Below are 19966 nucleotides of genomic sequence, written 5' to 3' on the forward strand. Positions count from 1 at the left end.
CTCAACCCTGTTCCTGCATGCGCCGCGCGATCGCGCGGTGAAGATCGGGCGCAGCCGCGACCAGCGCCTGTGCCGCTTCCGAGCGTGGATTGTCGAGCACGTCGGTGGTCCTGCCGCGCTCGACGATCTTGCCCTCATGCATGACCAGCACCTCGTCCGACATGGCACGGGCAACCGTCAGGTCATGGGTGATAAAGAGATAGGCGATGCCGAGCTTCTGGTTGAGTTCGGCGAAGAGGTCGAGGATCTGGGCGCGGATCGAGACATCCAGCGCCGAGACCGGTTCGTCGGCGACCACCAGCTTCGGGCGGGTGATGATGGCGCGGGCAATCGACAGGCGCTGGCGCTGGCCGCCGGAGAATTCATGCGGATATTTGTCCATGTCGCGCTGCCCGAGCCCGACTTGGTCGAGCGCATGCGCGACCATCTCGCGGCGCTCGGCCCGGGCCGGCTGCTTTTCCAAGAGATGCAGCGGCTCGGCCACCAGCTTCTCGACCTTCTGGCGCGGGTCGAAGGAGCCGTAGGGATCCTGGAACACCACCTGCATGTCCCGCCGCGCCGGCTTCAGCGCCGCCTCCGCCTTGCCGGTGATGGTCTCGCCGCGAAAGCGGATCGCGCCGGCCGTCGGCTTGTCCAACGCCAGGATCATGCGGGCAAGGGTGGACTTGCCGCAGCCGGAACGGCCGACGAGCGCCACCGACTGAGCGGGCTCGATGGTCAGGGAGACATTGTCGACGGCGCGGATCGGCTCTGCTGATCGGAACAACGATTTGCGCCGGCCCGAATAATCCCGGCTGACGCCTTCAACTTCGAGCAGCGGCTTTGACGAGCCGGCGAGGTGCGTCTTAGGCCGCGCCGGCACATGCATGGAAGCCAGCGCCAGCTCGCGGGTGTAGGGGTGGTGCTGTGCCGACAGCGTGGACGCAGTGTCGCCGGCTTCCATCACCTCGCCGCGGCGCAGGATGGTCAGGCGGTCGGCCATCTCGGTCACCACCGCGAGGTCGTGCGAGATGAGCAGCAGGCCCATGCGGTTTTCGCTGACCAGCTCGCGCAACAAGTCGAGGATCTGCGCCTGCAGCACCACGTCGAGCGCCGTCGTCGGCTCGTCGGCGATCAGGAGCTTGGGCTTCAGCGCGCAGGCAATCGCGATGACGACGCGCTGGCGCTGGCCACCGGACAGTTCGTGCGGGTAGCGCGACAGCGGAAAGTTTGCCTCAGGCAGGCCGACGCGGTCGAGCATTTTACGCGCGCGGTCCTCGGCCTCCGCGCGGCCTGCCTTGGTGTGCCAGCGGATACCTTCGGCGACCTGCTCGCCGATGGTCTTGACCGGATTGAGCGCCGTCATCGGCTCCTGGAAAACCATGCCGATGTCGTCGCCGCGCAGCGCGCACATCTGGTCTTCGCTCGCGCCGAGGAGGTCGATGCCGTCGAAAGTGACGCGTCCCCCGGCGCGCGCCAGATGCGGCAGCAGCCGCATGATCGTCAGTGCGGTCATAGACTTGCCGGAGCCGGATTCGCCGACAAGGCCGACCACTTCGCCAGGCGCGATGGCGAGGTCGACTTCCTTCAGGATCGGCGTCTCGCCGATCGTCAGCGACAGGTTCTCGATATGGAGCAGGCTCATCGCTACCGCCGCGATTTCGGATCGAGGATGTCGGCGATGCCGTCGCCGAGCAGGTTCAGCCCGAGCACGGTGATGACGATCGCCATGCCGGGAAAGATCGCCATCCAGGGCGCCGTCACCATGCGCGTCTGGGCGTCGAACAGCATGCGGCCCCAGCTCGGCATCGGCGGTTGCGCGCCGAGACCGACATAGGACAGCCCGGCCTCGGCCAGGATGCCGAGTGCGAACTGGATGGTGCCCTGGACAAGCAGCAGTGTCGCGATGTTAGGCAGGATGTGCTCGACAGAAATCTGCGTCATGCCCTTGCCGGCGGCGCGCGCGGCAAGAATGAACTCGCGCGGCCAGATCGCCAGCGCGCCGGCGCGGGCGACGCGGGCGAAGACCGGAATGTTGAAGATGCCGATGGCGATGATGGCGTTGACGGCGCCGGGGCCGAAGATGGCGGTGATCATGATCGCCGAAAGCAGCGCTGGAAATGCGAAGACGAGGTCATTGATGCGCATCAGCGCCTCGTCGGCAAGGCCGCCGCGCGCGGCGGCGAAGGCGCCGAGCGGAACGCCGATGCCCATGCCGATGCCCACCGCCACTAGCGCCACGGCGATCGAGTTGCGGGCGCCGACCATGATCATCGACAGGATGTCGCGGCCGAAATGATCGGTGCCGAACCAGTGCGCCGGCGAGGGCGCCTGCGTCCTGTCGGCGATCACCAATCTGGTGACGTCGTAGGGCGTCCAGACGAAGGAGAGGAGCGCAACCGCGGCCACCAGCAGCGTGATGGCGAAGCCGATCAGGAACGAGCGGTTGCGGAAGGCCTTGGCCAGAACCTCTGCAAGCGTTTCCTCGGGCAGGTCGACGCGCATGGTCATTGTCGGCCTCTCAGCCTTGGATCGACGACGGCATAGGAGAAGTCGACCAGCAGGTTGACGGCGATCACGGCGGCAACCAGGAGCATCACGACGCTCTCGACGACGATCAGGTCGCGCTGGGTGATCGCCTGGAACACCAGCCGTCCGAGGCCCGGCAGGTAGAAGACGTTCTCGATGATGATGGTGCCGGCAAGCAGGAAGGCAAATTGCAGGCCGAGGATGGTGAGCACCGGGATCATGGCGTTGCGCAGCGCGTGGCGCCAGAGCACGGCGCGGTAGGGCAGGCCCTTGGCGCGGGCGGTGCGGATATAGTCCTCGTTGAGCACCTCGATCAGTGCCGAGCGGGCAACGCGCGCCAGGATCGCCGCTTGCGGCAGGGCCAGAGCGACGGCCGGCAGCAGCAACGACTTAACCGCCGGCCAGATGCCTGCACCCCAACCTGGAAAACCGCCGGCCGGCACCAGCCGCAGCCACACGGCGAACAGATAGATCAGCATCAGCGCGAACCAGAAGTTCGGCACGGCGACGCCGAGCTGGGCGGCGCCCATGGCAAGCGCATCGCCGGCCCGGCCTTGCCGGCTGGCGGAAAATACGCCGACCGGAATGGCGATGAAGGTAGACAGCGCCAGCGCAATCAGCGCCAGCGGCAGGGAAACGACGACGCGTTCGCGCACGAGGTCGATGACGGGAACCGAATAGGTGTAGGAGCGGCCGAAATCGAGGCTGAGCAGGCCGCCCGCCCAATGCACGTAGCGCAGGACAAGCGGCGCGTTGAGCCCCATCTGGTTGCGCAGCGACTCGACCTGGTCGGCGCTGGCGTTGAAGCCCAGCATCAGGCGCGCCGGGTCGCCGGGCAGGATTTCCATCACCGCGAAAACCACCATCGAGGCCAGCACCAGCGTGATGGCCGCGATGATGAGACGTTTTACGAGGTAGGCGGTCATGGGAGGGTCGAACTTGCAGCCAGCGCGACGGACGGGTGAAGGTCGAGTTCCCGCCCACCCCCCTCTGGCCTGCCGGCCATCTCCCCCGCAAGGGGGGAGATCAGCAGTGTCCGCGTCGCCAACAACCATCCAACGTCGGCGAATGGCGAAAGCGTAAATGAAAGCTCAATCTCCCCCCTTGCGGGGGAGATGCCCGGCAGGGCAGAGGGGGGTGTGACGGAGCGCAAAGTTCGCCTTTAGGCCGTCAATCCGTCCACTTCACCTTGGTCAGATCGTTGGCCTGGATCGGTGCATTCTCCCACAGGCCTTGCAGCTTGGCGTCCCAGACGCCGACCTTCGGCAGCTCGTACAGGAAGCCGACCACGGCGTCGTCTGCCAGGATCTTCTGCGCTTCGCCGAGCAGTTGCTTGCGCTTGGCTTCGTCGGAGGTGAGGTTGAGGTCGGCGATGATCTTGTCGAAGGTCTGGTTGTCGTAGTTGAAGTAATAGTCCTTGCGCGAATAGATATCGATGTCGTTCGGCTCGGTATGCGAGACGATGGTCAGGTCATAGTCCTTCTTGGTGAAGACCTGATCCAGCCACTGCGCCCATTCGACCGGAATGATCTCCAGGTCGATGCCGACTTCGCGCAGCTCGGAGGCGATGATCTCGCCACCGAGTCGCGCATAGGAAGGCGGCGGCAGCTTCAGCGTTGCCTTGAAGCCGTTTTCGAGACCGGCTTCCTTGAGCAGTTCCTTGGCTTTGTCGACATTGTGCGGATAGAGGCCGGTGAGATCCACATAATCCTTGTTGGCGGGCGACATATGCGAGCCGATCGGCACGCCGAGGCCCGCCGAAGCGCCGTCGATGATCGCCTTGCGGTCGAGTGCGAAGGAGATCGCCTGCCTGACCTGCAGCTTGTCGAAGGGCGGCTTCTTGTTGTTGATCGAGAGGATGGTCTCGCCTTCGGTCGCGCCGATCACCACCTTGAAGCGCTGGTCGTCCTTGACCCGGGAGACGCTGTCCGGATCGAAGAAGGGAAAGGCCTGGATGTCGCCGGAGAGCAGCGCCGGCACGGCGGCGGCGGCGTCCGGAACGATGCGGAACTCGACCTTGTCGAGGAACACCGGCGCGCCCCAATAATTGTCGGCCTTCACCAGCGTGATCGACGAGCCCTTGGCCCAGTTCTGGAACTTGAAGGGGCCGGTGCCGATCGGCTTTTCCTTGTTGGCGTCGGCCGATTTCGGCGACACGATCACCGCGTCGCCCCAGCCCATATTGTAGAGGAAGGAGCCTTGCGGGTTCTTCAGCGTCACCTTGACGGTGGCCGGATCGACGACGTCGACCTTGTCGATCTGCGCGAACAAGCCCTTTTGCGCATTGACCGAATTGTCGGCGCGGGCGCGGTCGAGCGAGAATTTCACGTCGTCAGCGCTGAAGTCGCTGCCATCGTGGAATTTCACGCCGGTGTGCAGCTTGAAAGTGTAAGCCTTGCCGTCATCCGAGATGGTCCAGCTTTCGGCAAGGTCGGGTAGAACCTCGCCGTTCGGGCCGACGCGGGTGAGGCCCTCGAAGACATTGGCGTAGAGCACTTCGTCGATCGCGGCGGCGGCGCCGGCGGTCGGATCGAGATGCGGGGGTTCGAGCGGAATGCCGATGACGAGGTCGGTGCGCGCGGCAAAGGCCGACGTGGCGGCGGCAAGCGACAGCACGGCCGCGGCCAGAATGGTCTTCCACAATTTCATCGCTGAAACTCCCATGAGCTGAGATTTTGCGCAAACCCGCCGGATAGAAGCGTGATTTGCCTCGCGAGTAAATTGCGTTTCGTGCTGCCGGGCAGCGCCAAGGGAAATGTTTTTCCGGATCAGCCGGTCGTGCCGCGCAGCAGCACGTTGAGGCCGATCGCCATCACCTTGGCCGATTCCACCATGTCGGCGATGCCGACCCATTCGTCCGGCCGGTGGGCGAGATCGAGAATGCCCGGGCCGTAGGCAATGCAGTCGTAGATGTGGCCGATGCGGGCGACGTGCTTCTGGTCATAGGTGCCGGGCGAGATCACGTATTCCGGCTCGCGGTCGAAGATTTCCATGATGCCCTTCGCGACGGCCTTCACCACCGGCGCGTCGCGCTCGGTCATCAACGGCAGGACTTCCATCAGGTCGCGGATCTCGTAGTCGAATTTCTTCCGCTCGCGCTTCAACCGTTCGAGGATGCCGGTGACTTCGCCCTTGACCGTGGCCAGATCTTCCTCGAGCAGGAAGCGGCGGTCGATGGTCAGCCGGCAGGAATCCGGCACGTTGGGCGAAGGCAGTCCCGGCCGGAAATCCTCGGTCTGGCCGCCATGAATCGAATTGATGTTCATGGTCGAGCGCCTGGCGCCCTCGGGCACCACCGGCATGCGCGTCACCTTGCGGTCGAGCGCCGGGAAGAGTTCGTCCTCGAAGGCCTGCAGCACGGCACCCATATGGCGCACCGCATTGTCGCCGAGGAACGGCATCGAGCCATGCGCGATCTCGCCTTTGGTTTCTATTTCGGCCCACCAGACGCCGCGATGACCAAGGCAGATGCGGTCCTTGTTCAGCGGCTCCGGAATGATGACGTGGTCGACCTTCGGCTTCGAGAAATAGCCGAGCTTGGCCAGATGCGCGACACCGCCGAAGCCGCCGGACTCCTCGTCGACCGTGCCCGATATCTCGATGGCGCCGGGAAAGTCGGGATAGACCTCCATGAACGCTTCGGCGGCGACGACTGAAGCGGCGAGCCCGCCCTTCATGTCGCACGCGCCGCGGCCATAGACCCTGCCGTCCTTCACCAGGCCGGCGAAGGGGTCGACCGTCCAGCCTTCGCCGGCCTCGACCACATCGATATGCGAGTTGAAATGCACGCAGGCTCCGGGTGAGCGGCCTTTGAGCCGGGCGACGACGTTGACGCGCGGGTAGCGGTCGGTGTCGCCGGGCGTGCCTTCGGCGCGGATGAACTCGGTCTCGAAGCCGAGCTTCCTCAGGCGCGCGCCAAGATATTCGGCGCATGGCCGATAGGCCTCGCCGGGCGGATTGACGGTCGGAAAGCGGATCAGGTCGGCGGTCAGCGCGACCAGGTCGTCGACCCGGTCATCAATGGCCTTGAGGAGTCGTTCATTCATGCGGCGGATTGAAGGAGGAACTCGGTGCTTTTGCAAGCAACCAGTCGCTCATTGCCACACAACGGTCGCGTATGGCCCAAGACCGGCTAAACCTTCGGGCGTGCGTGTCGTGCCGGCAACTATGGCGGGAAAATCATTCAAATTCGCCGCATCGGATTGGCGGTTTCGTCAAGGAGTGTGTGGTACTTAACGCACCTGCCGGCAAAATGATGGAAAAGAACCACGTGATGGCAAGGGGCAATCGAAGGGGTTTGATCGCATGAAGAAGTCCGTTCTCATGGCAGCCGTGCTGGCAACCGCGCTGCTTGGCACATCTTTTGCCGGCCGGGCGGCCTCACTGGTCGCCAACATCGACGTTTCCACCCAGACGATGACCGTCAGCAAATATGGTCAGGTGCTCTACCGCTGGAACGTATCGACCGCGCGCAAGGGCTACTTCACACCGCGCGGCAGCTATCGTCCGCAGTGGACGGCCCGGATGTGGTACTCGCGTAAATACGAGATGTCGCCGATGCCTTATTCGGTGTTCTTCCGTGGCGGCTACGCCATCCACGGCACCGGGGCCGTGAAGTATCTCGGGCGTCCGGCCTCGCATGGCTGCGTGCGCCTGCACACCGCCAATGCCGCGACTTTCTACTCGATGGTCAAGGAAATCGGCTTCGGCAACACGCGGATCGTTGTCACCGACTGAAACGGCCGGAAAAGGCTCGCTGATGGCCGCAGGCAGCAATTGCTGCCTGCGGCCAGTCCTTTCGGGGCGTTGCAGCAATGTCTCACATGCTTCGAAAAACAACGGCTTACGCCGTCAACAGCATTGCCGAAGCTGGTTTGCATGACGCGGCGGTGGTAAATACGAAGCGTTAATTCTGGCTGCTTGGGGACTATGATGTATCGATTTCTTTTGAGCGCCGCGATCGCGGCAACGGCGACTTCGGCTTTCGCTGCGGACACTCCGGTTGTTCTGGACCAGGAACTCGCCCAACCGCATATATCAGGTTATGGCGAAGTTTATCTCGGCGGTATCTATTTCGCGACTCCCGGGGACGACGCAGACGGCACGACTGCCGGTGGCGCCGCTCGAATCAATTTCCCGATCGACGCCCGCTGGAACATCCAGACCGATGCGGTGATCGATTCGCTCTGGATCGAAGGCACGAACATCTACAGCTACGGCGGCGCGATCCATGGCTACTGGCGCGATCCGAGCTCCTATGCGCTCGGCGGCTTTGCCACGATCAACGGATATGGCGGCGATGAGTTTATTAGCGATGCGGATCTGTACACTTTCACCGTCGGTCCCGAAGCGCAGGCCTATTTCGGCAATGTGACACTCTACGGCCAGGTCTACTACGGCCAGTTGCGGGCAGGCGGCGCATCCGAGCATTTCGATAATTGGGGCGGCCGTGGCGTCGTGCGGTATTTCGCGCAGGACGATCTACGCTTCGACGGTGAACTCGGCTTCTCGCGGCTGTCCGGCTTTGGCGGGCATTTCGATACTGTCACGGCAGCGTTGCAGGCTACCTATCGGTTCTCGGGGACCCCTTGGTCAGCGTTTGGCCGCTATCAATTGGACCACCTGACATTCTCGGAAGGTTCGGGCAGCGTTAACATCCACAAATATGTGATCGGGCTGCGGGCAAGCTTCGGTTCGGATACGCTGCTCTCCGAAGACCGCAACGGCGCCACGATGGACACGTATCGACCCAACTTCACGATACCGTTCCTCTAGAGAGCATGATGCCGAAAAGTGTGGAGCGGTTTTCGGACGACATCATGCTCTATCTCTTTGATTTAGAGCCGGATTCAGATTTCAGGTCGACTCGACCTGAAATCATCCGGCTCTAGGATAGCTCAGCCAGTTCAGGTCGCCTGAAATCAGAGCCGCGAAGAGCGATCTTCGCGGCTTTTCCTTGCGCAGACACCGGCACTTTTGCCCTCGGGCTGAGTTGATCAAGTCGGGGAAACGGCGCTGAGCGTTTTGAGATACCACCCGAAGGCTCAACTGACCTCTTTGGCCCGCCCGCGTTTGCGGCGGCGTCCGCTCATCTCCCAGCGCTTGTGGAACCACATCCACTGTCCGGGATCCTCGCGCACCCAGCGTTCGACGACGTCGGCGAGCAACTGGGTGGTGGCTCGGACATCGACGCTGCCGCCTCCGGTGCGCGGCAAGGTCAGCTTGTCTTCGATCTCGAGGCGGAAGCGATTTCCCGGCAGCCTGACGCAGCGCGCCGGGTAGACATCGCAGTCATAGTGGCGGGCGAGCATGCCCAGCACCGGATTGCTCTGGCAGGAGCGGCCGAAGAAGGTCGTCTCGACGCCGTTCGTGAATTTCTGGTCGACCAGAACGCCGATATTGCCGCCGTTCTCCAGGATTGCCGCGAGGGCGAACGACGCGCCGGTCGAGGAGGGCAGCAGGCCCCCCATGGTCGAGCGGCGCGTCGAATGGATGTAGTCGGCAAGGTATGGGTTGTTCGGCGGGCGGAACAGCGCGGTGATGTTCATGCCGAAGGTGGCGGCGGCGACCGGCAGCAGCTCGAAATTGCCGAGATGGCCGGTGAACAGGATATGGGGCTTCTTCTCGCCGGCTATCTCGACGAAATGGTCGATGCCGCGAACCTCGACCCGGCCCGGCTTGGTGGCATTCGGGTCGAAATCGAAGAGGGCGTCGAGGAAGATGTATTCGGCCGCCAGCCGGGCCATATTGCCCCACATATCGGAAGCGATGGCCTCGATCTCGGCATCGCTCTTTTCCGGATAGGCTAGACGCAGATTGTTCACGGCCACCCGATGCCGCCCGACCAATGGCCCGATGCGGCGGGCGACGCGGTCGGCGAAGTTGAGCGCCCTGTCCGGCGGCAATAGGCGCAGGAGCCAGATCATCGACATGGCAAGCCGCGCCACCAGCCAGTGCTCCATCTGGCGCAGCCGCCGGCCGTAGCGGAACATGAAGTCCCGGCGGGCTTTCTTGAGCACCTTGCCGACCATCTGCCTTACGAAACGCGCAGGATGATCTTGCCGAAGACGTCGCGGCCTTCCATGCGCTTCAGCGCTGCATCGATGTCGTCGAAGCCGACTTCGGTATCGATGACCGGAGCAACGAGGCCGGCCGCCATCTTCTGCATGGCATTGGCCATGTTCTCCATGCGGCAGCCGAAGGAGCCGAGCAGCTTCAACTGCTGCTGGAAAAGCTGCATCAGGTTGATCTGCGTCGACACGCCGGATGTCGAGCCGCAGGTGACGAGACGGCCGCCGCGCTTCAAACACAGCATCGAGCCGGCGAAGGTGTCGGCGCCGACATGCTCGAAGACGACGTCGACGCCCTTCTTCTTGGTCAGCTTGCGCACCGCGCCTTCGAAACGGTCGTCGCGATAGTTGATGACATGGTCGGCGCCAAGCGCCTTCGCCTTGTCGATCTTGTCGTTCGATCCGACCGTGGTGATGACGGTGCAACCCATGCGCTTCGCCAGCTGGATCGCGGCGGTGCCGATGCCGGAGCCGCCGGCATGGACGAGAATGGTCTCGCCGGGCTCAAGCTTCGCGTTGTCGAACAACATATGCTCGACCGTGCCGAAGGTGACGGGGGCGACCGCGGCGCCGATCTCGGTGACGCCGGGCGGAGCGGACACCAGCAGGCGGGCCGGCAGGTTGATCTTTTCCTGCGCGAAGCCGTCGAGGTGGAAGCCGTGGACGCCGGAAACATGCTCGCAGAGATTGTCTCGGCCTTCGCGGCAGGCGCGGCAGAGCCCGCAGGTGCGCGCGCCGTAGATCGACACCAACTGCCCGGGCAGGAGATTGGAGACACCAGGCCCGACCGCCTCGACCTCGCCGGAGGCCTCGGCGCCGACGACCAGCGGCAGCTTGCGCTTGGCGAAGGCCATGCCGCGCCAGCCCCAGACGTCGATATGGTTGAGCGCCACCGCCCTTATGCGGAGCGTCACTTCGCCCAGCGAAGGCGGCGGGGGAGGCGGCAGGTCCACCGTTTCAAGACGGCGGTCCTCGATAAGTTGCAATGCGCGCATTTGGCCTGTCGGTGCTGTGGAAGCGGAAAAACGTCCGCTTAGACCGGTTCCCGCGCCATGACAAGGCAGGTGTTCTGGCCGCCGAAGCCGAAGGAGTTCGACAGAACCGTGCCGACTTCGGCATTGCGCTTCTTGTTCGGCACGACGTCGAGCACGATCGCCGGATCGGGATTGTCGTAGTTGATCGTCGGCGGGATGACGCTTTCGCGCATCGTCATCAGCGAGAACGCGGCTTCGACCGCGCCTGCCGCCGACAACGTATGGCCGATCATCGACTTGTTCGACGAGACCGGCACCGAGCCGATCCGCTCGCCGAATACGGTCGACAGCGACAGATGCTCCATCTTGTCGTTCTCCGGCGTCGAGGTGCCGTGCGCGTTGACGTAGTCGATCTCGTCCTCGCTGAGGCCCGCATCGGCAAGGGCGGCGCGCACCGTGGCGATCGCCGGCGAAGCGTCGGGCTTGGACCGGGTGCGGTGGAAGTCGTCGGCCTTTTCGCCGCAGCCGCGCATGATGCCGAGGATGGTCGCGCCACGGGCAAGGGCCGCTTCCAGCGATTCCAGCACCAGCGCGCCGGAGCCTTCGGCCAGCACGAAACCGTCGCGGTCCTTGGAGAAGGGTTTTGATGCCTTTTCGGGAATATCGTTGTGGGTGGAGAGCGCCGAGAGCAGCGAGAAGCGGATCAGCGCCTCGGCTGTGGCTGAACCGTCGGCGCCGATCGACAGCGCCTTGTCGCATTCGCCGCGCCGGATCGCCTCGACGCCGAGCTGGATGGCGGTGGCGCCGGAAGCGCAGGCGGTCGACAGCGTGATCGGCAGGCCGCGCGTGCCGAAACGGTCGGCGAGGCGGTCGGCGATGGAGCCGAACTGCGTGGTCTCGAAGATGTCGAGCTCCTTCAGTCCGCGAGCGACCCTCAGCAGCCTTTCGGAACCGCTTTCCTGCTTGTCGGAATTGTAGAGCGAGAAGCGATCGGCCCAATCGAGCTCAACCGGCGGCGAAGCGAGGAACAGCGGTCCGCCGAAATCTCCGGAATCGAGGCCAGCTTCCGATACTGCCTCCTGAGCCGCTGTCTCGGCCAATTCGTAGGTGAGGGGGCTGGCACCCTTGGAGCTCGAGGGCAGGAAATCGACCATGCCGGAGATGCGAGTGTTGAGGTGATCGACCGGAAAGCGGGTGATCGGATGGATGCCGGATCTGCCCGAGGTCAGCGCCGCCCAGTTGTCGGTCTTGCCGACGCCCAGCGAGGTGACGACGCCGATGCCGGTCACGGCAACGATCGGCCTGCCCATGTGATCGCGGAGATTGGCCATGTTTCTATTGCCTCGGTCTAAGCGGCTTTGATCAGCCCCAGCCCCTCGAATTGGTGATAGCCGATCGCCGTTGCAAGGACGGAACCGGGGGCGCCCTCGAATGGCCGCTCCGCTGTGGCATCGAAGACAGGGTAGGGGGTCTTGCGGTCGACGGCGAGCGCGGCAAGCGCAACCGCAAAGGGAAATTGCGCTTCCTTCATGTGGCCGGTCAGCGTCGAGAAGGCGCGCACGGCAAGCGCCGGATTCGCGTCGAACGCTTCCTTCTCGGCCGCGGTGGCGGCATGGGCGCCGGAGGTCCCGGAAATCGTCAGCAATTCGCCGGCGGGCAGCGCTGCCTGCTTCAGCAGCGCGGCGATCTCGGCATTCAGCTCGCCGCGCCGGCGCCTGGCCCGACCGGAAACCACGGGACCGAGCTCAGCGTAGATCTTGCGACCGCGGCTCACCGCGTGCTCGCGCTGTTCGAGCACCAGGAAGGCGCCGCCGGAGCCGGTCACCACGCCGCCGCCTTCCGCCCCCTGCCGCTGCCAGACCGGCCTCCAGGGACCGCGATGCAGATAGCCGGCGAGCTCGTAGCCCAGCAGCATGTCGGAATGTTCGGTCTGGAAGGCGCCGCCGACCAGGACATGCGTCGACTGGCCGGAGCGGATGCGCGCGGCGGCGGTCTCGACGGCTGAGACGCCGGCGCCTTCCTCGCCCATGAAGGTGCGGGACGAGCCGGTGACCTTGTGCACGATCGAGATGTTGCCGGCGAGCAGGTTGGAGAGCTGGGCGAGGAACAGCGTCGGCCGCAATTCCGTGGTCAGCTTCTCGTTGAGCAGCACGTCGCGGTCGTTGCGGGCCTCGGAGGCCGCGAGGATCGCGGTGTCGACAGCCTCGTCGCGCTCGCCGCCGCCGGCCGCCACCACCATGTCCATGGTAGTGCTGAGCTCGTCATTGCCCTTGATGCCGGCATCGTCCAGCGCCAAGCCGGCAACATAGGTGCCAAGCCGCTGCCAGGTTTCCATCTGGCGCTGGTCGCCTCGCTTGGCGATCTGCAGGTTCCAGTCGATCTCGGGCAGGGGATGGATGGTGTAGGGCGCAAAGCGCGTGGCGTCGAGCACCGGCTCAAGGCCCGGCTGGGTGAGCTTCTGCCAATGCGCATCCGGACCCTCTCCCAGCGAAGAGACAAGGCCGATGCCGGTGATGACGACGTCGTGGGAACTCATGAGCGGCTGTTGTGGGTCAGGTTGCTTTCGATTTTGCGGATGATCCTTTCCGAAAATCGGTGCCGATTTTCGGGGTCATGCGCCGGGCGCGTCAAGACCGCGACCGAGCCGGCATCAGGCGGCCTTGGCCGCGACCAGCGCGTCGATCTTGGCGCATAGGTTCTTCATGACGAAGTAGTCGTCGGTCGAGGCCTTGCCGTCATTGACCTCCTGCGTCCACTTCTCCAGCGGCACCTTGATGCCGAATTCCTTGTCGATGGCAAAGACGATGTCGAGGAAATCGAGGCTGTCGATGCCGAGATCATCGATGGTGTGGCTTTCGGGCGTGATGGTGTCGATATCGATCTCGCTGGTGTCGGCAATGATCTTGGCGACTTTCTCGAATGTGGTGGACAAGGGCTCTTCCTTCGGTTGCGGGCGGAATCTGTCCGCATCTTTGTTTGGGCGCTGTCTAATCGGTTTTTCCGGGCAGGAAAAGGCCTGATACGCCGGGCGCAGATGGGATGCCTGCTCTACAAACACAAGAAGGGCCACCGGGCGAACCGGTGGCCCTTCCCTTTGACGTCACGTCAGCTCAGTTCTCACGGAGCTTGACCAGGTCGTTCAGCAGCCCGCCCGTACCGTTGTGGACGGTCAGGCGCTCGACCTTGCCGGCGATGGCCTCGAGAGCCTCGAGCTCCTTCAGCCGCAGCATCACCGGGTTCTCGGCCATCACCTTGGCCGTGTTGAGGAGGGAACGCGTGGCGTTCGTCTCTTCGCGGCGGCGGATGACGTTGGCCTCGGCCTGCTTCTCGGCCGAAACCACCTGGTTGAGGATCTCGCGCATATCGCCCGGCAGGATGACATCCTTGAGCGCGATATCGCTGACCTCGACGCCGATCGCGGCCATGTCGGCACGCACCTTGGCGGCCGCCTCCTCGTCGACCATGACCTTCTTGTCGAGGATCTGGTCGAGCGTGAGCGCGCCAAGCGTCTTGCGGAAGGCGTACTGCAGGGCGCGGTAGAGGGCTTCGGAGAAGTCCTTCACCGTGCTCACCGCCGTCACCGGATCGACGACCCGGTATTCGGCGGCGATGTTGACGCGGATCGTCACGCGATCCTTGGTCAGCATTTCCTGTCCGGCGACATCGAGCGACTGGCGCTTGAGGTCGACGACCTTCACCTGGACCATGCGCCCGACGTTCCAGAAGGCGTGCACGCCCGCCGCAAGCGTGCGGGCGTAGACGCCGTCCACGAACAGCAGCCCGACCTGGCCGTCCACGACCGGATGCAGGAACATGTGTTCCGCCTTCCGGGCCTGGCCGATCCGGCGCATCAAGGCCGGATCGACGGCCAGATCGGCAGCCGTGTCGACGGACGTCACCTTCCACGGGCCCGCATCCGTCCACAGCACGAGCTTGCGGTCCGGAGTGAGAACGGCATGGAGGGCGCCGTCACGCTCGATGACGGCAATGTCGGTGCGCCCGGTGCGAACGACTGTGAAGTGACGCGCGGCCACGTCCGGGAGCTTGTCGAACAATGCCTTCTCGTAGGCCGAAACGAATTCCGGGTTCTTCAGGTCGTGCCTGGAGATTTCCAGGTTGCCGCGCCGGTTGGCGAGCCAATGTTCGCCCGGCATCAGGACAGCCTGGATCTCGCCCTTGTAGAGGGCGACGGCACGCTCATTTTCCTTCACGAGGACGCGCTGGCGTCCGAGAAGCTTTTCGAGAATGGTCTTCATTGTCTTTACTCCTGTCGGGCATGGCCCCATGCGAGGCGTCACGTCATGCGTCGAAGTGTCCTTTCGTTTCTCGTTTCCTTTTCCGGGCACGAATGATCCGGAGACCGGTGGCATCGCCAAGCGACGGGCCTTCGGGAGCGGATCGCGGGGCGGCGAAGCGGGCGCCGAAGGTCGAAGCCTCCTTTGCCGGCGTCGCCGCGCCTTGATCGTCACCGCGGGCCTGGCCGCGAGCCGATGGCGCAGGACATCGCGGGCCGGCGAGGCCGAAGCCCTGCCGTCCGTGAAATCCTCGCATTCCGGTCCCCGGACCGTTTTTCAGATAACACCGTAAAAGGGTGCCTTGGCTTATCAGGCCAAATGGAGAAGGATTCGAACCTTCGGCCGTCAGATTATGAGTCTGATGCTCTACCCAACTGAGCTATCCGTGTCGTGGGTGTGGGAATCGAACCCTGCCTCCGGGCCCAAACCCGACGCTCTCCATGAGCTACACCCGCAAGTCCCAACACTCCGAAACGGCTCCGTACACAGAGCGGCAAGGCCATCTGCGCGGGCGGAGGCGAAAGCTCCAACCGTTGTGCTCGCTTCGGTTTTCGTGACCGGGAGCGCGCCTATAGACCCTGCGACGGGTTGTCGCAAGCGGCATTGTCGCGGCGGATTTGCGGCTACTTTCGGCTGTGGCATTTCAGCCACAGCACTGAGTCGTGCAGGCCGACGCGTCAGAAGGTGACCCGGCCGAGCACCTTGAGGCCGTCGCCCTCCGGCGCCACCACCACTGCTTCGCCTTCGCGCGGCGCGACGCCGGTGAGCGCCTCGATGTTTTCCAGATGCGTGACCAGCACCAGATTGTCGGAGCCGGAGTAGCCGCGGATCTCCTTCATGATCGCCTCCATCTGAGCGGCCTTCTCCGCCGGATCAACTTTCAGCAGATCGAGCGGCGCGAACGGTTCCGGCTCGGCCTCGAAGGCGATGCGGGCGGTGTCGAGGCAGCGGCAGTAGCGGCTCGACAGCACGTGACCGATCGGGGCCGCGCGTGCCGCGAAAAGGGCGCCGATGCGGCTCGCCTGCTGCTTGCCGCGCTCCGACAGGTTGAGCTGGCTGGCGCAGTTGCCAATGTCGAAATTCGCCGGGTCGGTCGTCCCGGTGACGAAGGCGTGGCGAAGCAGCACAATGTGACCGCCGTCGCGCAGCAGCGCCCAGCCCGCGTCGGTCGCGTGGGCGAGGGTCGGAGCAGCAAGCAGGAAAAGCGCCAGGGCAAGTCGCAGCATGAGAAGTCCCTATGGCGGCCCGAGAACCGGGGCCATGACTGGCATATAGGGACCGCAAAGCGGGCTGAAAAACAAGCAGAGGGCCGGTGGAGTGGGCGGCAAGCGGTCCGCTGGCCGAGATTGCACGGCGATCGGGGCTCGCCTATCACGGGAAAAATGTCTCAGCCCCAAAAATGACTCCGCTCGTCGCAACCGTCCTCTTCGTCTTCAGTCTCGTCGCGCTCGGCTATCTCGCCGGGTTCACCGGCTATCTGAAGCCGGCGAGCGGCGAGGGGATCTCCGAATTCGCCGTCAACGTGGCGATGCCGCTGCTTTTGTTCCAGACGATGGTGAAGTCGGATTTCCACGGCGTGGCACCGTGGCCGCTGTGGGGCGCCTATTTCGCCGCGGTGGCCATCACCTGGGCCGCCGGCCATCTGGTCACGACGCGCATCTTCGGCCGCGATGCCCGCGCCGGCATCGTCGGCGGCGTTTCCTCGGCCTATTCCAATGTCGTGCTGCTCGGCGCGCCCTTCATCCTCGGCATTTTTGGTGCGAGCGGCTTCGAGGTGTTGTCGCTGCTGGTCTCGGTTCACCTGCCGATCATGATGATGGCTTCGATCGTGCTGTTCGAGATGTTCGGCCGTGGCGGCAGCGAACCGGTGCATCCGCTGCGCGTCATCAGGAATTTTCTCAGGCGGCTGTTCGTCAATCCGCTGATCATCGGGATATTGGCGGGGCTCGCTTGGCGCCTGACCGGCGCGCCGCTGCCGGCGCTGATCGGGCGGCTGGTCGACGCGCTCGCCGATACCGCCGGGCCGGTGGCGCTGTTTGCGATGGGCCTCAGCCTGCGACGTTTCGGCATTTCCGGCAACGTCCGGCCGGCGCTCGCGCTGTCGGCGCTCAAGCTCTTCCTGATGCCGGCGGTTGTTCTTCTCCTGGTCTGGCTGCTCGGCCTGCCGCCGCTGACGGCCAAGGTGGCCGTGGTCGTTGCCGCGCTGCCGTCCGGTATCAATTCCTACCTCATCGCCGTCCAGTTCAACACCGGCCAGGCGCTGGCGTCGAACCAGATGACCATCGCTACGGCGAGCGCGGTGCTCACCACGTCCTTCTGGCTGACGGTGGTGGTCCATATTTTTGGATAGCGGCCAAGGCCACCGCGCTCGCTTTTGCTGGCCCAACCCCTATATGCCATCTTGTGATTGCTTGCCGGGCTTTCCCTAGGTAAGAGCAATGCGCCAGCGTGCGGCCATGCACGCCATCGAATATCCAGAAAAACGGCCGATCAGCGCGCCGAACGGAGGCCAGACCATGCTTCAGAAAACCAGCCATTTCATGCGCCAGGCCAATCTCATCAACGGCGAATGGGTGCAGGCCGACAGCGGCCAGACCGTCGACGTCAACAATCCGGCAACGGGCCTCAAGATCGGCACCGTGCCGAAGGCCGGCAAGGCCGAAACCCGCCGCGCCATCGAGGCCGCCGAGGAAGCCTTCAAGACCTGGCGCAAGACCACCGCGCTCGAGCGCTCGAAGCTGTTGCGCAAGCTGCATGACGCCATGATGGACAATCAGGACGTGCTGGCCGAGCTTCTCACCATCGAGCAGGGCAAGTCGCTGTTCGAATCCAAGGGCGAGATCGGTTCGGCCGCGAGCTACATCCTGTGGTTCGCCGAGGAAGGCCGCCGCACCTATGGCGACATCGTGCCGTCGCCCTGGGGCGACCGCCGCATCCTGGTGACCAAGGAGCCGGTCGGTGTCATCGCCGCCATCACGCCGTGGAATTTTCCGTCCTCGATGCTCGCCCGCAAGCTCGGACCGGCGCTGGCCGCCGGCTGCACGGCGGTGGTCAAGCCGGCTTCGCAGACGCCTTATTCGGGCCTCGCCTGGGGCGCGCTCGCCGAGGAGGTCGGCTTCCCCAAGGGCGTCATCAACATCCTGACCGGCTCGGCCGGCGAGATCGGTGACGAGATCTGCGCCAACCCGCTGGTCAAGAAGATCACCTTCACCGGCTCTACCGAAGTCGGCAAGATCCTGATCCAGAAGTCGTCCGTGACCGTCAAGAAAGTGTCGATGGAGCTCGGTGGCAACGCGCCGTTCCTGGTCTTCGACGACGCCGACATCGATCGCGCCGTCACCGGCGCCATCACCGCGAAATACCGCAATTCCGGCCAGACCTGCGTCTGCACCAACCGCTTCCTCGTCCAGGCGGGCGTCTATGACAAGTTCGTCGAGAAGCTCGCCGCCGCCAGCAACAACCTCAAGGTCGGTTCGGGCCTGGAGGAAGGCGTGCAGCAGGGGCCGCTGATCGACGAGAAGGCGGTCGAGAAGGTCGAGGAACTGATCGCCGACGCGACGTCGAAAGGCGGCAAGGTCGTCGCCGGCGGCAAGCGCCATGCGCTCGGCGGCTCGTTCTTCCAGCCGACCGTGATTTCCAATGCGACGCCGAAGATGCGCTTCATGAAGGAAGAGATTTTTGGGCCGGTCGCGCCGGTGTTCAAGTTCGAGACCGAGGAAGAGGCCATCGCTTTGGCCAACGACACCGAGTTCGGCCTTGCCAGCTATTTCTACACCGGCGATCTCGGCCGCGCCTTCCGCGTCATGGAAGGGCTGAAATACGGCATGGTCGGCGTCAATGAGGGCCTGATCACCACGCCCGAGGCGCCGTTCGGCGGTGTCAAGGAATCGGGCCTCGGCAAGGAAGGCGGACATCAGGGCATCGAGGACTACCTCGACACCAAATATGTCTGCATCGGCGGGCTCGGGCTCTGACAGCTTACCCGAGGAGCAGGGCGGGCATGTTGCCTGCCTTGCTGGACGAGACAAAGCCGGCCAAAGTCCCCGGATCAACGAACTGACGTTTCGGGCACAGCGATGAAGGATGGCGAGGTCTTCGGCACGACGCAGGCGGGCGAGCCGGTTCGCCGTTTCACCATCCGCGGCGGCGGGCTGACAGCCAACATCATCGGGCTCGGCGCAATCGTCCAGGATCTGCGGCTCACTGGCCACGACGCGCCGCTGGTGCTGGGCTACGACCGTTTCGAACCTTACGAAACCGATCGCGCCTATTTCGGCGCCGTTGTCGGCCGTTTCGCCAACCGCATTCGCGACGGCCGCTTCACCATCGCCGGCAAGCGCTATCAGACGGAGCGCAATTTTCTCGGCAAGCACACGCTGCATGGCGGCACGGAAGGCTATTTCCACCGGCCATGGACCGTCTCGCTGCACGGACGCGATTTCGTGACGCTGACGCTGCACGATCCGGACGGCACGATGGGCTTTCCAGGGGCGCTGGACGTCACCTGCACCTACCGGCTGAAGATCCCCGGCACGCTCAGCATGGAGCTGACCGCGACCTGCGAGGAGCCGACGCTGTGCAACCTGGCGCAGCACTCCTACTTCAACCTCGAGGACGGCGGCGCGGGCGACATCCTCGACCACCGGCTTATGCTCAATGCCGGTGCCTATACGCCGGTCGATGGCGAGATGATCCCGACCGGCGTGGTGAAGCCGGTCGACGGCACGCCCTATGACTTTCGCCAGGCGCGGCCGCTGCGCATGGAAACGGAAGGCGAGCAGCTCCCCTACGACGTGAATTTCTGCCTCGCCTCCAGCCGCGGACCGCTTCACCAGGCGGCCTGGGTGCAAGGGGCCAATTCGGGCGTCGAGATGGAAGTCTGGACGACGGAGCCCGGCCTGCAGCTCTATATCGGCCAGTATGTCGCGCCGTCGTCGCCGGGGCTGGATGGCCGCCGCTACAAGCCGTTCTCCGGCTTTTGCCTTGAAGCGCAGGCCTGGCCGGACGCGCCGAACCGGCCCTATTTCCCCCAGGCCACGCTCTGGCCTGGGCAAATCTATCATCAGGTTACGGAATACCGGTTCCGCCTGCCTTAAAGTTTGACGCTATTGAAGCGATG

At 64.2% G+C, this 19966-nt stretch carries 17 protein-coding genes and 1 tRNA gene; 5 read left to right on the plus strand and 13 right to left on the minus strand.

The window, feature by feature from the left end; genetic code table 11:
- Window position 1 precedes the first annotated feature (1 nt).
- The 5 genes from ABID26_RS20955 to ABID26_RS20975 all read right to left on the minus strand — a co-directional run bounded on the left by ABID26_RS20955 (window position 2) and on the right by ABID26_RS20975 (window position 6554).
- Window positions 2-1624 carry an ABC transporter ATP-binding protein gene (locus ABID26_RS20955; RefSeq protein WP_292302333.1) on the minus strand — a complete coding sequence of 541 codons (1623 nt, stop codon included), beginning with the start codon at window positions 1622-1624 and terminating at the stop codon, window positions 2-4.
- A gap of 2 nt (window positions 1625-1626) precedes the next feature.
- On the minus strand, window positions 1627-2490 hold the full coding sequence (locus ABID26_RS20960) for an ABC transporter permease (RefSeq protein ID WP_292302331.1): 864 nt from the start codon (window positions 2488-2490) through the stop codon (window positions 1627-1629).
- Window positions 2487-3434 carry an ABC transporter permease gene (locus ABID26_RS20965; protein ID WP_292302329.1) on the minus strand — a complete coding sequence of 316 codons (948 nt, stop codon included), beginning with the start codon at window positions 3432-3434 and terminating at the stop codon, window positions 2487-2489. The genes ABID26_RS20960 and ABID26_RS20965 overlap by 4 nt, the downstream gene beginning before the upstream one ends.
- Before the next feature lie 244 nt (window positions 3435-3678).
- The gene (locus ABID26_RS20970; RefSeq protein ID WP_292371197.1) at window positions 3679-5157 is read right to left on the minus strand and encodes an ABC transporter substrate-binding protein; all 1479 of its coding nucleotides are present in this window, start codon (window positions 5155-5157) and stop codon (window positions 3679-3681) included.
- Window positions 5158-5276: 119 nt separating this feature from the next.
- Window positions 5277-6554: an acetylornithine deacetylase/succinyl-diaminopimelate desuccinylase family protein gene (locus ABID26_RS20975; RefSeq protein WP_292371196.1), complete on the minus strand. Its 1278-nt coding sequence runs from the start codon at window positions 6552-6554 to the stop codon at window positions 5277-5279.
- 259 nt (window positions 6555-6813) lie between these two features.
- Between ABID26_RS20975 and ABID26_RS20980 the strand changes: the two genes are divergently transcribed.
- Complete coding sequence (locus ABID26_RS20980) at window positions 6814-7245, plus strand: L,D-transpeptidase (protein WP_292301009.1); 432 nt, start codon at window positions 6814-6816, stop codon at window positions 7243-7245.
- A 195-nt stretch (window positions 7246-7440) separates the two neighbouring features.
- Window positions 7441-8283 (plus strand): hypothetical protein, encoded by an 843-nt coding sequence (locus ABID26_RS20985; RefSeq protein WP_145965080.1) that lies wholly within the window; start codon window positions 7441-7443, stop codon window positions 8281-8283.
- A gap of 269 nt (window positions 8284-8552) precedes the next feature.
- On the opposite strand, the gene ABID26_RS20990 is transcribed toward ABID26_RS20985, so the two are convergent.
- The 8 genes from ABID26_RS20990 to ABID26_RS21025 form a co-directional block, all read right to left on the minus strand.
- Window positions 8553-9539, minus strand: a complete 987-nt coding sequence (locus ABID26_RS20990) for a lipid A biosynthesis lauroyl acyltransferase (protein ID WP_292301012.1) — start codon at window positions 9537-9539, stop codon at window positions 8553-8555.
- 5 nt (window positions 9540-9544) lie between these two features.
- Window positions 9545-10573, minus strand: a complete 1029-nt coding sequence (locus tag ABID26_RS20995; RefSeq protein WP_292301014.1) for a zinc-binding dehydrogenase — start codon at window positions 10571-10573, stop codon at window positions 9545-9547.
- 38 nt (window positions 10574-10611) lie between these two features.
- Complete coding sequence (locus tag ABID26_RS21000; protein WP_292301016.1) at window positions 10612-11883, minus strand: beta-ketoacyl-ACP synthase; 1272 nt, start codon at window positions 11881-11883, stop codon at window positions 10612-10614.
- A 17-nt stretch (window positions 11884-11900) separates the two neighbouring features.
- Window positions 11901-13088 (minus strand): beta-ketoacyl-ACP synthase, encoded by a 1188-nt coding sequence (locus ABID26_RS21005; RefSeq protein ID WP_292301018.1) that lies wholly within the window; start codon window positions 13086-13088, stop codon window positions 11901-11903.
- 114 nt (window positions 13089-13202) lie between these two features.
- On the minus strand, window positions 13203-13484 hold the full coding sequence (locus tag ABID26_RS21010; RefSeq protein ID WP_027167184.1) for an acyl carrier protein: 282 nt from the start codon (window positions 13482-13484) through the stop codon (window positions 13203-13205).
- 178 nt (window positions 13485-13662) lie between these two features.
- A complete protein-coding gene (locus tag ABID26_RS21015) occupies window positions 13663-14808 on the minus strand; it encodes a slipin family protein (protein ID WP_292301020.1) in 1146 nt (381 codons plus the stop codon).
- Window positions 14809-15166: 358 nt separating this feature from the next.
- Window positions 15167-15232 (minus strand) — tRNA-Ile (locus ABID26_RS21020).
- 292 nt (window positions 15233-15524) lie between these two features.
- On the minus strand, window positions 15525-16073 hold the full coding sequence (locus ABID26_RS21025; protein WP_292301022.1) for a histidine phosphatase family protein: 549 nt from the start codon (window positions 16071-16073) through the stop codon (window positions 15525-15527).
- Between the two features lie 173 nt (window positions 16074-16246).
- On the opposite strand from ABID26_RS21025, the gene ABID26_RS21030 reads away from it, so the two are divergent.
- The 3 genes from ABID26_RS21030 to ABID26_RS21040 all read left to right on the plus strand — a co-directional run bounded on the left by ABID26_RS21030 (window position 16247) and on the right by ABID26_RS21040 (window position 19943).
- Window positions 16247-17197, plus strand: a complete 951-nt coding sequence (locus tag ABID26_RS21030; RefSeq protein ID WP_126099678.1) for an AEC family transporter — start codon at window positions 16247-16249, stop codon at window positions 17195-17197.
- 166 nt (window positions 17198-17363) lie between these two features.
- Window positions 17364-18821, plus strand: a complete 1458-nt coding sequence (locus ABID26_RS21035; protein WP_292301025.1) for an NAD-dependent succinate-semialdehyde dehydrogenase — start codon at window positions 17364-17366, stop codon at window positions 18819-18821.
- A gap of 102 nt (window positions 18822-18923) precedes the next feature.
- Window positions 18924-19943 (plus strand): aldose epimerase family protein, encoded by a 1020-nt coding sequence (locus ABID26_RS21040; protein WP_126099680.1) that lies wholly within the window; start codon window positions 18924-18926, stop codon window positions 19941-19943.
- Window positions 19944-19966: the final 23 nt, after the last annotated feature.

The sequence above is a fragment of the Mesorhizobium shonense genome, assembly GCF_040545255.1.
Lineage (GTDB): Bacteria > Pseudomonadota > Alphaproteobacteria > Rhizobiales > Rhizobiaceae > Mesorhizobium > Mesorhizobium shonense.

Coding starts and splice junctions, on each gene's coding strand:
- ABID26_RS20955 (WP_292302333.1), bottom strand. CDS start 1,624: ATGAGCCTGCTCCATATCGAGAACCTGTCGCTGACGATCGGCGAGACG.
- ABID26_RS20960 (WP_292302331.1), bottom strand. CDS start 2,490: ATGACCATGCGCGTCGACCTGCCCGAGGAAACGCTTGCAGAGGTTCTG.
- ABID26_RS20965 (WP_292302329.1), bottom strand. CDS start 3,434: ATGACCGCCTACCTCGTAAAACGTCTCATCATCGCGGCCATCACGCTG.
- ABID26_RS20970 (WP_292371197.1), bottom strand. CDS start 5,157: ATGAAATTGTGGAAGACCATTCTGGCCGCGGCCGTGCTGTCGCTTGCC.
- ABID26_RS20975 (WP_292371196.1), bottom strand. CDS start 6,554: ATGAATGAACGACTCCTCAAGGCCATTGATGACCGGGTCGACGACCTG.
- ABID26_RS20980 (WP_292301009.1), top strand. CDS start 6,814: ATGAAGAAGTCCGTTCTCATGGCAGCCGTGCTGGCAACCGCGCTGCTT.
- ABID26_RS20985 (WP_145965080.1), top strand. CDS start 7,441: ATGTATCGATTTCTTTTGAGCGCCGCGATCGCGGCAACGGCGACTTCG.
- ABID26_RS20990 (WP_292301012.1), bottom strand. CDS start 9,539: ATGGTCGGCAAGGTGCTCAAGAAAGCCCGCCGGGACTTCATGTTCCGC.
- ABID26_RS20995 (WP_292301014.1), bottom strand. CDS start 10,573: ATGCGCGCATTGCAACTTATCGAGGACCGCCGTCTTGAAACGGTGGAC.
- ABID26_RS21000 (WP_292301016.1), bottom strand. CDS start 11,883: ATGGCCAATCTCCGCGATCACATGGGCAGGCCGATCGTTGCCGTGACC.
- ABID26_RS21005 (WP_292301018.1), bottom strand. CDS start 13,088: ATGAGTTCCCACGACGTCGTCATCACCGGCATCGGCCTTGTCTCTTCG.
- ABID26_RS21015 (WP_292301020.1), bottom strand. CDS start 14,808: ATGAAGACCATTCTCGAAAAGCTTCTCGGACGCCAGCGCGTCCTCGTG.
- ABID26_RS21025 (WP_292301022.1), bottom strand. CDS start 16,073: ATGCTGCGACTTGCCCTGGCGCTTTTCCTGCTTGCTGCTCCGACCCTC.
- ABID26_RS21030 (WP_126099678.1), top strand. CDS start 16,247: ATGACTCCGCTCGTCGCAACCGTCCTCTTCGTCTTCAGTCTCGTCGCG.
- ABID26_RS21035 (WP_292301025.1), top strand. CDS start 17,364: ATGCTTCAGAAAACCAGCCATTTCATGCGCCAGGCCAATCTCATCAAC.
- ABID26_RS21040 (WP_126099680.1), top strand. CDS start 18,924: ATGAAGGATGGCGAGGTCTTCGGCACGACGCAGGCGGGCGAGCCGGTT.